The organism is Xenorhabdus ishibashii (assembly GCF_002632755.1).
GTDB classification, from domain to species: Bacteria; Pseudomonadota; Gammaproteobacteria; order Enterobacterales; family Enterobacteriaceae; genus Xenorhabdus; species Xenorhabdus ishibashii.
Genome location: NZ_NJAK01000002.1, coordinates 254,142 through 271,372 on the forward strand (window position 1 = coordinate 254,142; position 17,231 = coordinate 271,372).

A 17,231-nucleotide genomic window follows, 5' to 3' on the forward strand; every position below is an offset into this window, starting at 1 on the left:
GAGATGATGGTGAAAAAGATCCTACTGACTGGGGCTTTGTTCTTTGCGTTTTCTCCCTTTGTGGTGCAAGCACAAGCTTCACAAAAGATGACATGTGAAAGCCTGAAAGAAGAAATTGCGCAGAAAATTATCAAAAATGGTGTTCCACAAACGGATTTTAGACTTGAGCTAGTCCCTAGTGATCAAGTTACCGAAAACAATACTACACGTAGTGGAAAAGTTGTTGGTCATTGTGATTATGGTAAACAAAAAATAGTCTATGTCCGTCTTTCTCACACTAACACAGCTAATGCAACTCCAACCGAAACAAAAAATAACAAGAAAAGCAAAGAGTAATATTCTTTTTGACTTTTGGAAAAGGGAGCAATAACTTGCTCCCTTTTATTTTTAATCATCAAGGGGAGAATTATCAAATGCCAATATCGTAGAAGCATCCAGATAACAAGATAGATCACGCTCTTCTGGTCTTAAAAGATAAGGTATTTCCCCCAATTGTGGCGCTGGTATGTGACGCTGTAATCTTTCCAGTACCTTAGCGTAATGCGCTAGTCCTGGGTTGATGCGATTGGCAATCCAGCCAATCAAGGATACACCATCATTTATGATGGATTGTGCAGTTAAAATAGCATGGTTAACACAACCTTCCTGAATACCAACTACCAAAATGACGGGAAGTTTTTCTTGCACAACCCAATCAGAATAAAACGTTTCATTTTCCAGTAACATACGCCAACCACCGTTACCTTCAATGACGATACGATCTGCTTTATAGCCTAAATTTTTTAAACCTTTTGTCATTTGAGTAAAATCAGCGCGATTTTTTTCTTCATAATTGTTTTCCCAAATAACAGGATTAATTTCTTCATAATCCACTTGCACCGGTGAAGATTTATGTATGACTAAGGCATCACGATTACGTATTCCCTCCGGAGTTTCATGTTTTTCTATCGCAATAGGCTTATATCCTATTGCGGTTGCTCCTTCACGATTAAAGACTTGCAATAATGCGCGGGTAACAACTGTCTTACCGATGTTGGTATCCGTGCCTGTAACAAATAAGCGCGTTAACATAAATTCATTTTTCCGTAATAACAGAGCAGATTGATCGGTTACTTACTCTCTTTAATGAGCAAGGTTAGAGTGTAGGAGATGTGTTTGAGGTAGGGATTGCGTTAGCTCAATGTTTTGCGTGATGGATGTTATCCTTGCATTAGCTCGAATAGTAATTCGCTATTATATAATTCACACTACTTCAACTATGTTTGAAATCAGAAGATGTGTTAACCGATCTGCCGCAGCGCTGTTATTGCAACTTTTATGTTTAACCAACCAAACTTCGGAATAAGCAGGATTGTTTGCTAAAGGCAGATATTGAATTCCATCCAGTTTCATTCGGGTAAACGATTCTGTAATAATGCTTATCCCTAATCCCGCAGCAACTAATCCTAATATTGTCATTGCTTCGCCCGCTTCCTGAGAAATCGTCGGCACCACTCCTACATTAGCCAATAGGGAAATAATTTCATCATACAGTGCTGTCCCTACATCACGTTCAAAAAAAACCAGTGGATAATCAGATAGCATCTCCAAATCAACACCTTCATTAGCGTATTTCAGCAGAGGATGATCATCATATACTGCCAACATAAAACGCTCACGAAAGAGTAACTGATGTTCCAGATTATCGGGCAATGATGTATTACGCATAATGCCTATATCAATTCTGCCTGTCTGCAAAGGTGCTATTTGCTGTTTGGTATTCATTTGATGCATATGAATGGCAACATCAGGATAACGTTCTCGAAATTGACGTAAACTTAGCGTGACTTTTTGCATAAAAGGTGTGGTGGATGTAAAGCCAATAGATATTTCCCCTAACTCCCCTTGCTGCATTCTGGCTGCTTTGGTTGCCGCAGCATCAACCTGGGAAATGATTTGATATGCTTCCTGAAGAAACATCTGTCCAGCAGGTGTTAAATTGACATTTCGGTTATTACGTACCAGTAATTGAGCTTTGATATTCGCTTCCAGCGCCTGGATTTGCTGACTTAATGGTGGTTGTGAAATATTCAATCGTTCTGCTGCACGTCCAAAATGCAATTCTTCTGCCACGGCAATAAAGTAACGCAAGTGTCTGAGTTCAATATTAGTAGTCATTATTTATTACCCAATTGATATTTTTAAAGTATCATTCTTAATGATTAATATATTAGACAAAATATTCATGAATTCCTATCCTTGATCTACATCAAGTAATTAACGTTTGTTTTACATAGATAAGGAAGTAGCGTGAATACAATCCAAAGCGTCAGTGAAAAATCAGCAGTTTCTGACGTCGAAAGAGATGTTGAAAACACGACCAATCAAGGATACAAAAGTAAACAGCACTACATTCAACGTGAAGATGCTGTATACCTGCGAGTCACTCTCTCATTCTTTGCCGTTGGGCTGGCAACGTTTGCATTGCTCTATTTTGTTCAACCCATTTTGCCGATTTTGTCAGATGAATTTAATATCTCGCCAGCTAATAGTAGCTTGGCTTTGTCACTTTCCACTGGAATGTTATCCCTCGGTCTATTAATAACAGGCCCTCTATCCGATGCAATTGGCCGTAAAAATGTTATGGCAGTATCACTTATTGCCGCCTCCATTTTTACTCTCCTAAGTTCTGTCGTAACAAGCTGGCACGGGATTTTGTTTATGCGCGCACTAGTAGGTTTATCGTTAAGTGGCGTTGCCGCTGTTGCGATGACTTATTTAAGTGAAGAGATCCATCCCAGTTATGTCGCCTTGTCTATCGGTCTCTATATTAGTGGTAATTCAATAGGAGGAATGAGTGGACGTTTGATAACAGGTATAATTGCAGATCACCATTCATGGCGGATCTCTGTTATCTTACTAGGTACATTTGCTTTAATCTCCGCCATTGCATTTTGGAAGATGTTACCGGAATCCAAGCATTTTAAATCCAGCTCATTAAAACCTAAATCATTACTCATTAATTTGAAGCTACATTTCCGTGATCAAGGCCTTCCCTTATTATTTGCTGAAGCTTTTTTGCTTATGGGAAGTTTTGTCACCATGTTTAACTACATTGGTTATCGATTATTAGAAACCCCTTATCATTTAAGCCAGACTATTGTTGGTTTGCTATCTATTGTCTATTTAACAGGAACTTACAGTGCAACTAAAGCTGGAGGACTAACAAACAAGTATGGGAGAGGAAAAATATTATTAGCAGCTATTAGTATGATGCTGATTGGTTGCATAATCACTCTATTTTCCCCTCTCTGGGCAGTAATGCTGGGAGTGATGGTATTGACAACAGGCTTCTTTGCTGCCCATGCAGTTGCTAGTGGATGGATAGGACAAAGAGCCAAACGAGCAAAAGCGCAAGCCTCATCACTTTATTTGTTCTGCTATTACTCTGGTTCCAGTATTGCAGGAACGTTAGGTGGAATATTCTGGTTCTATTTTGCATGGAACGGCGTTGTCGCCTTTATTTCATTACTAACACTTATTGCTCTTTATGTAGGCTTAAAACTCAATAAATTACCAAAATAATAAAACAAGATTGCCGACATCCTATTGAACCATATCATGAATGTCGGCTTTTTAATGAGTACATTTAAAATAATCTGAATTATTCATTGCTTATCTGATGCCTGCAATATCTTGTTTTAGTAATAGGATTCAGTCGGTAGCACTAAAACTTTTGTTAAATATCCATCGATAATTTCAATACATCCTTCCTTTTTTAGAGCGAATAACACCCGTTGTATACAACTGCGTGAAAGTGTGCATCTTTGTTCTATATATTTAATTACTGTAATATTTTCTCTGAATTCTTCCGGTAAGGTCATCAAGCGGGATAACAAACTGCACACAACTTCCTTGTTACCATGACGAAAGAGGCTTATATCTCTGGCATATAAGAACGATATTTTATAGGAAATTATTCTCATCCATTCTCTATAGAGATCATGTTTTTTTATAGTATTCAATGCGCTAACCCGAGGAATTTGATAAATCTTACAATTTTCCCCTATTTCAATGGAGTAATAAATTTCTGCTCCAGAATAGAAAGATAAACCAATTAAGTAAGGTGAAAAAAGTGTAGCAATGATTAAGTTGTCGTTGATTCTGCGTATATTGACATATCCTTGCTCTAACAAAAAAAATTTGGCAAATTCACTTTCTATTTTAATTAGTTTTCCTCGTGTTGATAAATCGGTCGTGATTAATTCAGAGTGCGGTAGTAATGCGGTGATGATTTTTTCAAATGAATTCAATGGCTTAATTAATCTTTTCATATTTAACGACCTTGGTGTATGACCTACTCTATCAATCAAATAATTATCTGATTTTCAATTGATGCGTTATTAATTTTTTATCACAATGTTAAATTATTTCGCAATAGACATTTTTCTCTTTAGTAGGCTTTTTAGGTATGTGGTGGATATTTTAGGGGGTTTGTTTTATATTAAAAAGTATGTTGTAACTAAATAAAGTTATGTATATCCGGCAATGGTTGAGAATAATCATGAATAAATACTTTTCAATAGAATCACTTACAGTTTGCTTTAAAAAACAAGAAGAAAAACTATCTGAACTGGTCAAATTGTTAATGAATTATCAACTTATTAATGCACAGGTGTTTGAATTACCGAAAATTGAAAAAGGTGAAGAACATAAACAAATAACCGAGATTATGGTCAACCCGCTACAAGGAAATGAAGCACTCAATGTAGGTTTATGCTTCTATCAGAAGCTATTCATACACCATAATAATCCTAATATCAGTAGCAAAGCTGCGAGCCGCTTGCCAGGTGCCTTGTGTTTTTCTGTAAACCACCAGCAATATAAAGAAGCAACGGAAATCATTAACGAAGTAAACCAATTAAAAATAGCGTTAGAAAATATCGTCACCAAAGAATCAGGTGTCAGCAAAGAACAACGATTTGAATTTGTTCATGACCATTTACGCGGCCTTATTACCCTGAATGCCTATCGTACTATCACTCCCCTATTGAATCCTGACTCCATTAATTTTGGATGGGCCAATAAGAACATCATTAATAGGGTTACCAAGCAACAAATTCTGGAAAAACTGGAAAAAAGCTACAATGCAGGAAGAGCAGTTCCTCCCTATTCCAACGATCAATGGGCAGCATTGGTGGCATTAGAAATTACAGATGTTAAAAAATTACCCGATGATGTGGTATTAAAAATAAAACGACCAGTAAAAGTGCAACCTATTACCCGTGTATGGTATTCAGAAATACAAAAGCAAGTCCAATATGCCTGCCCGCTCCCTTTAATTGTTTTCTACACAGAAGATAGTGAAATCAAACCCAAAATCGGTACCTTACCCAACTACAATGTCAACACAATCAAACATAAGCATAAACCCAAAGCAAAGCCACTTGAATTGGTCATTCCTCGTTTGCATCTTTACAAGGAAATCTAAGGTATAAAAAAACCGGAGTATAAGTGTTCTCCGGTTTTTGCATTTGCTTATATAGCAAGCATTATTTCATGCTGCCAACCATATCTTCTGGGCGAACCCACTCATCAAATTCAACTTCTGTTAAATACCCTAGCTGGAGTGCTGATTGTTTTAATGTCAATCCTTCTTTATGTGCTTTTTTAGCAATTTCAGCAGCTTTATCATAGCCAATATGAGTATTCAACGCAGTTACCAACATCAGTGATTCATTCAACAACTGGGTAATGCGTTCACGGTTAGGTTCAATACCAATAGCACAATGCTCATTGAAACTACGCATACCATCCGCCAACAAACGGACAGATTGCAGGAAATTATCAATAACCATAGGACGGAATACGTTCAATTCAAAGTTACCAGATGAACCACCAATGTTGATCGCTACATCGTTACCCATGACCTGAGCACATAACATGGTCATCGCTTCACACTGAGTTGGGTTCACTTTGCCTGGCATGATCGAGCTGCCTGGCTCATTTTCAGGAATGGAAATTTCACCAATACCGCAACGAGGGCCAGAAGCCAACCAACGAACATCGTTAGCAATCTTCATCAATGATGCAGCCAAACCTTTCAATGCACCGTGTGAGTGAACTAATGCGTCACAAGTTGCCAGAGCTTCAAATTTATTCGGCGAAGTAATAAAAGGATGACCAGATAATTCAGCAATTTTCTGTGCAACACGAACAGCATACTCAGGATGAGTATTCAGACCCGTTCCTACCGCAGTGCCACCCAGTGCCAGTTCACATACATGAGGAATACTATCTTCAATGTGTTTCAAGTTATGCGTCAACATAGCTGCCCAGCCGGAAATCTCCTGGCCTAAGGTCAATGGAGTTGCATCTTGTAAGTGAGTACGACCAATTTTTACGATATCTTTAAATGCTTCCGCTTTATCCGCCAGAGTCTTTTGTAATACTTTTAACTCTGGTAACAGGTGCTCACGTAATGCAGTGACTGCTGCAACATGCATGGCTGTTGGGAAAACGTCATTAGAGCTTTGGCTCTTGTTAACGTCATCATTAGGGTGAATCAGACGTTCGTTGCCCCTTTTACCACCAAGGATCTCACTACCACGGTTCGCCAACACTTCATTCATGTTCATGTTGCTTTGAGTTCCCGAACCGGTCTGCCAGATAGCAAGAGGGAATTCTGTTGGATGTTTGCCGGCCAACACCTCTTTCGCCGCAGCGATAATTGCTTCGCCACGTTCTTGAGGCAGAAGGCCTAGATCCATATTAACGCTGGCCGCTGCTTGTTTAGTCAATGCAAGAGCATGAATCAATGCGACAGGCATTTTTTCCTGAGAAATTCGGAAATGCTCCAGTGAGCGCTGAGTTTGCGCCCCCCATAATTGGTCAGCAGGTACTTCGATAGGTCCCATTGAGTCTTTTTCAATGCGAGTGGCTGCCATTACTATCTCCTTAGCACACAGAATAATTGAACACGCCGGAACAAACTTTGCAGATAAATTAGTCGGCATCCATTTATCATGCCATAAATTCATTATCGATAATGCGACCTAACCGTGTTTATTGTATTGTTGTCATATAAATAAGTTACTTTTTATTATAGGAAATTCCTCCATGCTGAAAATGACCAACAAAATCCAACATTATGACTGGGGGAGTAAAACCGCTCTGACGGATATTTATGGTATCGAGAACCCTGATAATCAGCCAATGGCAGAACTATGGATGGGAGCACATCCAAAATGTAGTTCACTGGTGATGGATCCTAAAACGGGTGAAACTATCGCCTTGAATATTTTGATCGAAAAAGAACCAGAAAAATACCTTGGAAAAAAAGTGACCCAACAATTCCAGCGTCTGCCTTTTTTGTTCAAAGTATTATGTGCAGCTCAACCTCTATCTATTCAAGTACATCCTGATAAAACATCAGCAGAAATGGGATTTGCCAAAGAGAACGCACAAGGGATACCGTTAGACTCAGCACAACGCAACTACAAAGATGATAATCATAAACCTGAATTGGTCTACGCACTGACCCCGTTCAAGGCCATGAATGCTTTTAGACCTTTATCTGAGATCGCACAATTATTGGATTATGTTTCTGCCGCACATCCAGATATTCAAACATTCCTCCAGCAACCGACTGAACAAAATTTGTCGTTCCTGTTTTCACAGTTGCTGAATATGCAAGGCGAACAAAAGCATTTGGCGATGGCTGTGTTAAAGTCAGCATTAAACTGTCATCAGGGCGAACCGTGGGATACCATCAAAAAAATGACTTCGTTCTACCCTGATGATAATGGACTATTTGCACCACTCTTGCTCAATGTCATTGAACTCGAACCCGGCCAGGCGATGTTTCTATATGCCCGCACTCCCCATGCTTATCTTGATGGTATCGCCCTGGAGGTTATGGCCAATTCTGACAATGTGTTGCGTGCCGGTCTAACCAGCAAGCATATTGATGTCCCTGAATTAATGACTAATCTGGATTTTATTCCAAAAGCTGCCGATACTTTGCTAACCGTACCACGACAGGAAAAAGAAGCACTGAATTACCCTGTTCCTGTTAATGATTTTTGTTTTTCTGTTTATTCTGTTTCAGAACAACCAATCTCATTGGAAAATAATTCAGCATCAATTCTATTTTGTGTTGAAGGGCAAACGGTTATCGGCACTGATAAGCAGCAATTGAAATTACTTTCAGGCGAATCAATCTTTTTGCCCGCTATCGAAAAAAACGTCACTGTTTATGGTAAGGGGAGAATAGCTAAAGTGTCTAATTAATTTTATTATATTCATATGGTTATGATTATTTTATTGGTTATTAATCATATTTTCAGTGAACTTTGACATAAATACAAAATGCATAATACACCCATGTATATGCGTTGAAAGGATGGGATTTCTACATGAAAAAATCGTTAGTTGCAGTAAGCATTGTTGTTGCTCTGGGCGCTGTATGGACAGGAGCATCATGGTATACAGGTAAGAAACTTGAAGACCGTTTAGATAGCTTTGTAAAAAAGGCAAATACTGAACTGGAAAAATCGTTTCCTGAAAGTGGCATAGAATGGCAAGCAAAAGATTTTAAACGAGGTATTTTCAGTTCCGATGTCCGCTTGATCCTAAACATCAAAAGTGGCGTAAAAAATGCCGACATTCCGCCAAATGAAGAAATCATTTTAAAATCGACGATCGAGCATGGGCCATTTCCCATTACTAACCTGAAATCATTCAACCTGATACCTCAAATGGCCTCTATCCATGCAGAACTTGAAAAAAATGATGCATTGAAAGAGCTATTTAATATCACAAACGAAAAATCACTATTTAACTTAGATGCTAAAGTCAGTTATAGCCGCTCACTCTCTGCTAACATTGACCTGATCCCTGTTAACCATACAGAAACTAAAGAAAATGGTGACCAACGGGTTCTGTCATTCTCAGGAGCAAGAATCAGTGCCGACGTTAATCATGATTTGAGTGAATTTTCATTCACAGTCAAAAGTGATGAACTCTCTTTCAGTGATCCTATCAAAAAAGAGACAATTTCACTTAAAGGCATTGATTTTAAATCAGATAATAAAAAAGGTAAATTCGATATCTATACCGGAGATCAAAGCTACAGCATTGGCGAATTCAGCATGAATGGAATTCCTAATGAGCCAAATGTCTCTCTTAAAGGAATGAAAATTACATCTAATTTAGGTGAGGATAAAGACAATCTGAACATCAAAATCGCTTATAGCGTCGATGGTGTCAAGATTAAAGATATAGAATTTGGTTCTGGTAAATTGGCTCTGGGTATGGAAAAACTGGATGGTCAGTCTGTACGTAAATTTACCCAGGCCTATAATGCTGCGACAAAAGAAGCCCTGACTACGGATGAAGTATCTTACAATATGACTTCCTTAGCGATCCTCAGTAACTTACATCTTCTTCTGAATCACAATCCACAATTCAGCATTTCTCCTTTTAGCTGGAAAAACAGCAAAGGCGAAAGTTCAGTAGATTTCAAACTTTCTTTACAAAACATTCCGGAAGATAAAAGTACATTGCAATTTATGGGACCGGAAGAAATGGTTCGTACTCTGATTCAAGAGTTGTCCTTGAATATTAATGTACCGAAAGCCATGCTGATAGAATCTATTGCGCAGTCAACGATGCTAGATGGTAAGGATAAAGCTGCCGCAGAAGCCCAAGCGGAAGCCCAAGTTCAGATGATTACTCAAGAAGGGATTAAATACAAAATCCTTACTGATAAAGACGGTATCATTGGCCTTAACTTCCACTACGCCAATGATAAAGTCAACCTAAACGACGAAGAATCCAACTTACACCAATTCCTGCTTGATAATGGCCTTGTAGAATAGCACTTTCACCTTTTTGCCAGTCAACACGTTGGCTGGCTTTTTTGTATATATAAATTTAATAAGAAGGATAAGAAAATGATTGACATACAGCTTCCACTCACTGATCTGCACCGTCACCTTGACGGTAATATCCGTCCTGAAACTATTTTGGATCTCGCTCGTCAACATAATATCCCACTCCCAGCTTATGAGCTGGAAGCATTACGTCCCCATGTTCAAATCATTGAAAATGAACCTAACCTTGTCAGCTTCCTGCAAAAATTAGACTGGGGTGTGACTGTACTTGCCGATTTAGAGGCTTGCCGCAGAGTCGCCGTTGAAAACGTTGAAGATGCGGTCAATGCCGGTCTTGATTATGCTGAACTACGTTTCTCACCATATTACATGGCTATGAAACACCAACTTCCCGTTGAAGGCGTCGTAGAAGCAGTGATCGATGGTATTCACTCAGCCAGCCAGCAACATGATATTCAGATCCGTTTAATTGGTATCCTCAGTAGAACATTTGGGGAACAAGCCTGCACCGAAGAACTTGCTGGACTTCTTGCCCATAAACAACATATCACCGCATTAGATCTGGCAGGTGATGAGTTAGGTTTCCCAGGGCATCTCTTTGAACAACACTTTATCCGAGCGCGCGATGCGGGCTGGAATATCAGTGTACATGCAGGTGAAGCCGCCGGTGCGGAAAGCATCTGGCACGCTATTCGTGAATTGGGCGCAACGCGTATTGGTCACGGTGTCAAAGCAATCACTGATCCAACCCTAATGGATTATTTGGCCAAAAATGGCATCGGTATTGAATCCTGCCTGACATCAAACCTGCAAACCAGCACAGTCAGTTCTTTGCCAGCTCACCCGCTAAAACAATTCCTTGAGCACGGTATTTTGGCATCAATCAATACAGATGATCCGGCAGTAGAAGGCGTTGAAATTCGCCATGAGTATACCGTTGCTGCACCGGCAGCGGGGCTGTCTCCCGCGCAAATCCGACAGGCGCAGATTAATGGCTTGGCAACCGCATTCCTCAGTGAAGCGGAAAAACAGGCGCTGAAAACAAAAGTCGCCAACCGCTAAAAACACTATTTATTATTCCAGGTTATTTTATTCCAAAGGCAGAAAGTTACTCTGCCTTTTCTGTTTTTAGGCGTTGTGCATAACGCTGAGCAAGGACAGCACAAACCATCAGTTGGATCTGGTGGAAAATCATCAGCGGTAACAGCATCACACCTACCATTGACGCGGGAAATAATACATTGGCCATTGGCACGCCATTCGCCAGGCTCTTTTTCGAACCACAAAACACAATAGTAATTTCGTCATCTTTTCCAAAACCCAGCAACCGCGAGCTATATACATTAATTACTAATACGATAGCTAATAAAACACAGCAAACGATCCCAATCATGAAAAGTGAATAAGCATCGATTTTATGCCAGATACCTTCCACCACTGCCTCACTAAATGCAACATAAACCACCAGCAAAATAGAAGAGCGATCCGTCATGCTGACCAACTTTTTATGTTTTTCTACCCAACTAGCAATCAAAGGGCGCGATAAGTGTCCAACAATAAAAGGCACCATCAACTGCAAGATAATATCTTTTATCGCTTTCCAGATATCAGTTTGAGCACCTCCCTCATGAGTCTGGATCAAAAAACCAACCAATAATGGCGACAGGAATACGCCTAATAGGCTTGAAGCGGAAGCACTGCATATCGCCGCTGCAACATTTCCCCCTGCAACGGAAGTAAAAGCAATAGCTGATTGTACCGTGGCAGGTAAAGCACAAAGATAAAGAAAGCCCATATAAATTGTTGGTGACATCCATTCCGGTACGATGAAACTTAATCCCATTCCCAGAATGGGAAATAGGATAAAAGTGCTAGTGAAAATCACCAAATGTAATCGCCAATGCCCTATCCCTGCCAAAATGGCATTACGGGATAATTTCGCCCCATGCATAAAAAATAATAATGCAATGGCGGCCGTTGTTAAGTATTGAAACCACTTTTTAGCTTCACCTTCACAAGGAAAAAATGATGCAATGATGACTACCGTAATCAATGTAACTAAAAAAGGATCAATTCTTAATTTTTGCAATACGTTCATCAATACAAGCTCCCTTGTCCCACTGCCACCGTTTAATTAGTCAATTAAGATTGTGCGCTGTTCTGTTGCCGATTTTTCACCTGCTTCAATAAGTTTCATAATCAAAATAGCTTCGCTGGCAGTCACCGGATTCGGTTTTCCAAACAAAATCGCATCACGAATAGCAGCATAATAAGCGCCATAGTTGCCAGGCACAGTAGGAATAATTTGCGTAACCAAGTTATCATTTTGTGACAATGTCACATAACCATCCCGTGCATCATATCCCCAGTCTGCTCGTGGCGGCCTTTCCCCTGACTTTAAACGCTCTTCCTGAGGATCTAGCCCATACTTGGTATAACTACCAACCATACCATGCAATGTATAAATAGGTGATTCTGCCGCTGCCAGCATGGTGGCATGTAATACAACTTTCAAATCAGGATAGGTGAGCTGTGCATGAAAATAATCCGCAGTCTCTGCATTCGGACGCATCATACCCAAATCTGTAGTGATGGCTTGTGGTTTGCCAAAAAGTTGAACTGCCTGATCCAGTAAATGAGGCGCTAAATCATACCAGATGCCACTACCCGTTCCGGCTGCTTCACGCCAGCGCTGACGAACAACGGGGCGATAACGATCAAAGTGGGATTCATAATATTTCAACGCACCCAATTTATTTTCTTTGATGAGTGATTTAACCGTCAGAAAGCCAGAATCCCAACGACGATTATGGAATACAGACAACAATAAATTGGCTTCTTCTGCCTGATTTTTCAATGATTGAGCTTGTTCTACCGTAATGGTAAAAGGCTTATCAACGACTACATGTTTACCTGCTGCCAATGCCTTTTGTGCTAATGGATAGTGAGTATCATTTGGTGTTGGGATCACAATAAGGTCAATGTTGGGATCAGTGAAAAGTTCTTCCGAAGAAGAAACGACTGATATTGCTGGCCAGTCTTTTTTTACTTTATCTGCATCACTGCTGGAAATGGCAACCAATTCAATATTAGGTGTTCCTGCAATCAGTGGAGCATGGAATGTTTTACTTGCATAACCGTAACCTACCAAACCAACCTTTAAAAAATCACTCATAACTGCCTCTAAATAATGATTGTAATATCGTAAACGAAGGATCAAGCACCAGAAAGTATCACCACCTCTCACACGTTAGCAAATAATCCTGATTCCAGGACGACTATCTTTTTCCTATAATCACTTTTCTAATATCAAAAACACTCATGACGGAGTGAAAACTTCTTATGTATCAGTCCAATGATTATTATCGTATTAATGGCTGGTTATTAGCGCCTGCCGCATATCTAATCATGACATTAATTGCTGCCAGTTTAATGTTACTACTATATATAATGACGTTTATTCATAAAAACGGGGCTATTCACCAAATAGGAGGCAATTTTACCGCGTTGTGGTATACCTCAGTATTAACCACGGCAATAATGTGGTGTTTTACTGTGTGGGTATTGAAGCTACTTTTTATTCGTTCGAAACGATTTCCACGTATTTTTATTATTTGGTTGATGGTTTCCGTGCTGATAGCGATAAAAACTTTCGCCTTTTCTCCTATTTCTGATGAAATGGCAATACGCTCTCTATTATGGCCATTACTGGCTACTGCCGTTTTTATTCCTTATATTAAACGCGCCCATCGAGTGAAAATGACTTTCACACAAGATCGATAACATACCCCACAATTGATTGTTATCATTGCCCCGCTTCCCCGCATTCAAGTGGGGAATTTCTACTCAAACTACGTAAGCAGTGTTCCATTTTCCAATATTTTATTTTCAGGTATAGCAATGACTGAATACCTTTTGTTATTTGTTGGCACAGTCTTGGTCAATAACTTTGTTTTAGTAAAATTCTTGGGTCTATGCCCATTTATGGGCGTATCCAAAAAACTCGAAACAGCTATCGGTATGGGGCTGGCAACAACTTTTGTTCTCACCCTGGCCTCTATCTGCTCATGGCTGGTAAACACATTTATTCTTGTCCCGCTTGATTTGGTTTATTTACGAACTCTGAGCTTTATTCTTGTTATTGCAGTTGTGGTTCAGTTTACTGAATTGGTTGTCCGCAAAACCAGTCCGATGCTTTATCGCTTGTTAGGAATATTTTTGCCTCTGATTACGACCAACTGTGCTGTACTTGGTGTCGCGTTGTTGAATGTCAATCAATCCCACGGTTTTTTACAATCTGCTGTATATGGATTCAGCGCTGCCGCGGGTTTTTCCCTCGTCATGGTGCTGTTTGCCGGCATTCGAGAGCGCTTAGCCGTTGCCAATATTCCTGTTCCTTTTCGTGGTTCATCGATAGGGCTTATTACTGCCGGGTTAATGTCCCTCGCATTTATGGGTTTTAGTGGTTTGGTGAAATTTTGATGATGTCATTATGGATTGCTACCGGCGTGTTAAGCATACTCGGATTAGCCTTTGGTTTAATTCTTGGGTTTGCTGCCCGTCGTTTTAAAGTAGAAGAAGACCCGATTGTTGAAAACATCGATAACCTATTACCACAAAGTCAGTGTGGACAATGTGGTTATCCGGGCTGTCGCCCCTACGCGGAAGCAGTTGCCAATAACGGTGAGATGATCAATAAATGCGCCCCTGGTGGAGAGCAAGTTATGCTCAAACTTTCTGAATTGCTGGGTGTTGATCCACAACCGTTAGATGGCGATGATGACGTTCAAAACCCAGCCAGAAAAGTTGCTTTCATTGATGAAGAAAATTGCATAGGTTGTACAAAATGCATCCAGGCTTGCCCTGTAGATGCCATTATTGGTGCAAACCGTGCCATGCACACCGTTGTTGAAGATCTCTGCACAGGTTGTGACCTATGTGTCGCACCTTGCCCAACAGATTGCATTACGATGATCCCCGTTGCTACTACTACCTCAAATTGGAAATGGGATTTAAACACCATTCCAGTAAAAAATATTTCCGTAACACCAGAACCTACTTTGTTTTCCCCTGCTAAGCCTGTTGAGGTTAAAACCCATGTTTAATCTGTTCAACTTGCTTAACAAAAACAAAATCTGGGATTTTGATGGTGGCATCCATCCACCAGAAATGAAGTTGCAATCTAGCCGTACCCCATTACGCCATGCTCCATTGCCGAATGAATTAATCATTCCCCTACAGCAACATCTGGGACCAGAAGGCGAACTACTCGTTAAAGTGGGCGATAATGTATTGAAAGGCCAGCCTTTAACGCTTGGAATGGGCAGAACAGTACCTGTTCATGCTTCCACATCTGGAACAATTATCGCAATTGAACCTTGCGTTACGGCACACCCTTCTGGATTAAAAGAATTATGTATCAGGTTGCATCCTGATGGTAAAGATCAATGGGGAGAACGCAACAGAGTCGCTGATTACACGACACTGGATGCCAATGAAATATTGCAACGCATTCAACAAGCCGGTATTGCTGGCTTAGGTGGTGCAGGCTTCCCGACTGAAACAAAACTTAAAGGTGGACGACACAATCTTAATACCCTGATTATTAACGCGGCTGAGTGTGAACCGTATATCACCGCTGATGACCGTTTAATGCAGGAGCACGCAAAAGAAATTATTGAAGGTATCCGTATCTTGGTGCACCTGCTTAACCCAAAGCAGGTATTAATCGGCATTGAAGATAACAAACCAGAGGCAATTCATGCTTTAAACGCAGCACTTAATGGTGATAAGTCCATCATCGTGCGCGTCATTCCAACAAAATATCCCTCTGGTGGTGCCAAACAACTCACCAAGATCCTGACCGGAAAAGAAGTTCCTTCTGGCGGTCGCTCTTCTGATATCGGCGTTCTTATGCAAAACGTGGGGACAGTCGTGGCGATAAAACGAGCCATTATTGATGGCGAACCGTTAATCGAGCGTGTAGTTACACTAACAGGTGAAGCTATCACTTCGCCTGGTAATTTCTGGACTCGCCTCGGCACTCCCGTTCACTTCCTGTTACAACAAGCTGGATTTAACCCAGGATCAGAACAAATGGTCATCATGGGTGGGCCGTTAATGGGATTCACTTTGCCTGATTTGAATGTCCCTATCGTCAAAATCAGTAACTGTATTCTTGCACCATCGGTACAAGAGATGGTGCCCAAAGCAATTGAAGAAGCATGTATCCGCTGCGGATTATGCGTTGAAGCATGCCCTGCTGGATTGTTGCCGCAACAACTGTATTGGTTCAGTCGTGGGCAAGAACATGAAAAAGCCAAAAACCATCATTTATTCGACTGTATTGAGTGTGGTGCTTGTGCTTATGTATGCCCAAGTAACATTCCCTTGGTTCAATACTACCGGCAGGAAAAAGCTGAAATATGGGCGATAGAAGCAGAAGCACACCGTTCTATTGAAGCGAAGGTGCGCTTTGAAGCCAAACAAGCACGTATGGAACGGGAAAAATTAGCTCGCGAAGAACGCCATAAGAACGCGGCTGTCCAAGTAAATAGCAGCGATAAAAGTGCCGTACAAGCAGCTCTTGCCCGTGTGAAGGAAAAACAGGAGAACGCAGGTGAATCTATCGTTGTGCAATCAGGCCAATTACCTGACAATGCAGCAGCAATTGCGGCACGTAAAGCCAGAAAAGAACAGTTACGTGTTCGTCAGGCAGAAAAACAAATTACTACAAGCCCAGAACCAAATATAGATACACCAACACCTGTTGCAGACAGTGATCCGCGTAAAGCCGCCTTAGCTGCTGCGATAGCCAGAGCAAAAGCAAAAAAGGCAGCACAAAGCGGAGAAGTGACAACGTCACCAGAAGAGCCTCAACAAAATAGTGCGGATGATAAACAAGATCCTCGCAAAGCGGCGGTTGCAGCGGCTATCGCCCGTGCCAAGGCTAAAAAAGCTGCTCAAAACCAGCCTGAATCAGCTCCATTACAGACGGTTCCCAAAGAGACAGAAGAGACTGACCCTCGCAAAGCAGCGGTTGCGGCGGCTATCGCCCGCGCCAAGGCTAAAAAAGCTGCTCAAAACCAGCCTGAATCAGCTCCATTACAGACGGTTCCCAAAGAGACAGAAGAGACTGACCCTCGCAAAGCGGCGGTTGCAGCGGCTATCGCCCGTGCCAAGGCTAAAAAAGCTGCTCAAAACCAGCCTGAATCAGCTCCATTACAGACGGTTCCCAAAGAGACAGAAGAGACTGACCCTCGCAAAGCAGCGGTTGCGGCGGCTATCGCCCGTGCCAAGGCTAAAAAAGCTGCTCAAGCTCAAGAAGAACAAAGAATTACAACAGAATAGTGAAAT

The 17,231-nt window shown here is 40.9% G+C and carries 16 protein-coding genes; 10 read left to right on the forward strand and 6 right to left on the reverse strand.

The genetic code is table 11. The features are described from left to right. The first annotated feature begins 3 nt into the window (after positions 1–3). Positions 4–336: a DUF1161 domain-containing protein gene (locus Xish_RS16780; RefSeq protein ID WP_244186202.1), complete on the forward strand. Its 333-nt coding sequence runs from the start codon at positions 4–6 to the stop codon at positions 334–336. A gap of 51 nt (positions 337–387) precedes the next feature. Here the strand turns inward: Xish_RS16780 and bioD are convergent, their stop codons facing one another. After that, positions 388–1,071: a dethiobiotin synthase gene (bioD, locus tag Xish_RS16785; RefSeq protein ID WP_099118968.1), complete on the reverse strand. Its 684-nt coding sequence runs from the start codon at positions 1,069–1,071 to the stop codon at positions 388–390. A gap of 171 nt (positions 1,072–1,242) precedes the next feature. Further along, positions 1,243–2,157 (reverse strand): LysR family transcriptional regulator, encoded by a 915-nt coding sequence (locus tag Xish_RS16790; RefSeq protein ID WP_099118969.1) that lies wholly within the window; start codon positions 2,155–2,157, stop codon positions 1,243–1,245. A gap of 132 nt (positions 2,158–2,289) precedes the next feature. On the opposite strand from Xish_RS16790, the gene Xish_RS16795 reads away from it, so the two are divergent. Further along, positions 2,290–3,564, forward strand: coding sequence for an MFS transporter (locus Xish_RS16795; RefSeq protein WP_208614864.1), 1,275 nt, complete (start codon positions 2,290–2,292; stop codon positions 3,562–3,564). Positions 3,565–3,680: 116 nt separating this feature from the next. Here the strand turns inward: Xish_RS16795 and Xish_RS16800 are convergent, their stop codons facing one another. Then, entirely contained in the window at positions 3,681–4,313 is a 633-nt protein-coding gene (locus Xish_RS16800) for a helix-turn-helix domain-containing protein (protein ID WP_099118970.1), read from the reverse strand. Between the two features lie 230 nt (positions 4,314–4,543). Between Xish_RS16800 and tus the strand changes: the two genes are divergently transcribed. Then, a complete protein-coding gene (tus, locus tag Xish_RS16805) occupies positions 4,544–5,470 on the forward strand; it encodes a DNA replication terminus site-binding protein (protein ID WP_099118971.1) in 927 nt (308 codons plus the stop codon). 61 nt (positions 5,471–5,531) lie between these two features. Here tus and fumC read toward each other — a convergent pair whose 3' ends face one another. Next, a complete protein-coding gene (fumC, locus tag Xish_RS16810; RefSeq protein ID WP_099118972.1) occupies positions 5,532–6,926 on the reverse strand; it encodes a class II fumarate hydratase in 1,395 nt (464 codons plus the stop codon). A 172-nt stretch (positions 6,927–7,098) separates the two neighbouring features. On the opposite strand from fumC, the gene manA reads away from it, so the two are divergent. The 3 genes from manA (at position 7,099) to add (ending at position 10,937) form a co-directional block, all read left to right on the forward strand. Beyond that, on the forward strand, positions 7,099–8,271 hold the full coding sequence (manA, locus tag Xish_RS16815) for a mannose-6-phosphate isomerase (protein ID WP_099118973.1): 1,173 nt from the start codon (positions 7,099–7,101) through the stop codon (positions 8,269–8,271). Positions 8,272–8,396: 125 nt separating this feature from the next. Continuing rightward, a complete protein-coding gene (locus Xish_RS16820; RefSeq protein WP_099118974.1) occupies positions 8,397–9,860 on the forward strand; it encodes a YdgA family protein in 1,464 nt (487 codons plus the stop codon). 75 nt (positions 9,861–9,935) lie between these two features. Next, positions 9,936–10,937, forward strand: a complete 1,002-nt coding sequence (gene add, locus Xish_RS16825; protein WP_099118975.1) for an adenosine deaminase — start codon at positions 9,936–9,938, stop codon at positions 10,935–10,937. Positions 10,938–10,983: 46 nt separating this feature from the next. Here add and Xish_RS16830 read toward each other — a convergent pair whose 3' ends face one another. Next, complete coding sequence (locus tag Xish_RS16830; protein ID WP_099118976.1) at positions 10,984–11,973, reverse strand: bile acid:sodium symporter family protein; 990 nt, start codon at positions 11,971–11,973, stop codon at positions 10,984–10,986. A 36-nt stretch (positions 11,974–12,009) separates the two neighbouring features. Continuing rightward, complete coding sequence (locus tag Xish_RS16835) at positions 12,010–13,050, reverse strand: oxidoreductase (protein WP_099118977.1); 1,041 nt, start codon at positions 13,048–13,050, stop codon at positions 12,010–12,012. 167 nt (positions 13,051–13,217) lie between these two features. On the opposite strand from Xish_RS16835, the gene Xish_RS16840 reads away from it, so the two are divergent. From Xish_RS16840 to rsxC, 4 genes are all read left to right on the forward strand, one after another. Then, on the forward strand, positions 13,218–13,658 hold the full coding sequence (locus tag Xish_RS16840) for a DUF2569 domain-containing protein (protein WP_099118978.1): 441 nt from the start codon (positions 13,218–13,220) through the stop codon (positions 13,656–13,658). Between the two features lie 117 nt (positions 13,659–13,775). Then, positions 13,776–14,357: an electron transport complex subunit RsxA gene (gene rsxA / locus Xish_RS16845; RefSeq protein WP_099118979.1), complete on the forward strand. Its 582-nt coding sequence runs from the start codon at positions 13,776–13,778 to the stop codon at positions 14,355–14,357. Further along, positions 14,357–14,980: an electron transport complex subunit RsxB gene (gene rsxB, locus Xish_RS16850; protein ID WP_099118980.1), complete on the forward strand. Its 624-nt coding sequence runs from the start codon at positions 14,357–14,359 to the stop codon at positions 14,978–14,980. Before rsxA ends, rsxB begins: the two co-directional genes overlap by 1 nt. Further along, positions 14,973–17,225 (forward strand): electron transport complex subunit RsxC, encoded by a 2,253-nt coding sequence (rsxC, locus tag Xish_RS16855; protein WP_099118981.1) that lies wholly within the window; start codon positions 14,973–14,975, stop codon positions 17,223–17,225. The genes rsxB and rsxC overlap by 8 nt, the downstream gene beginning before the upstream one ends. The last annotated feature ends 6 nt before the right edge of the window (positions 17,226–17,231 follow it).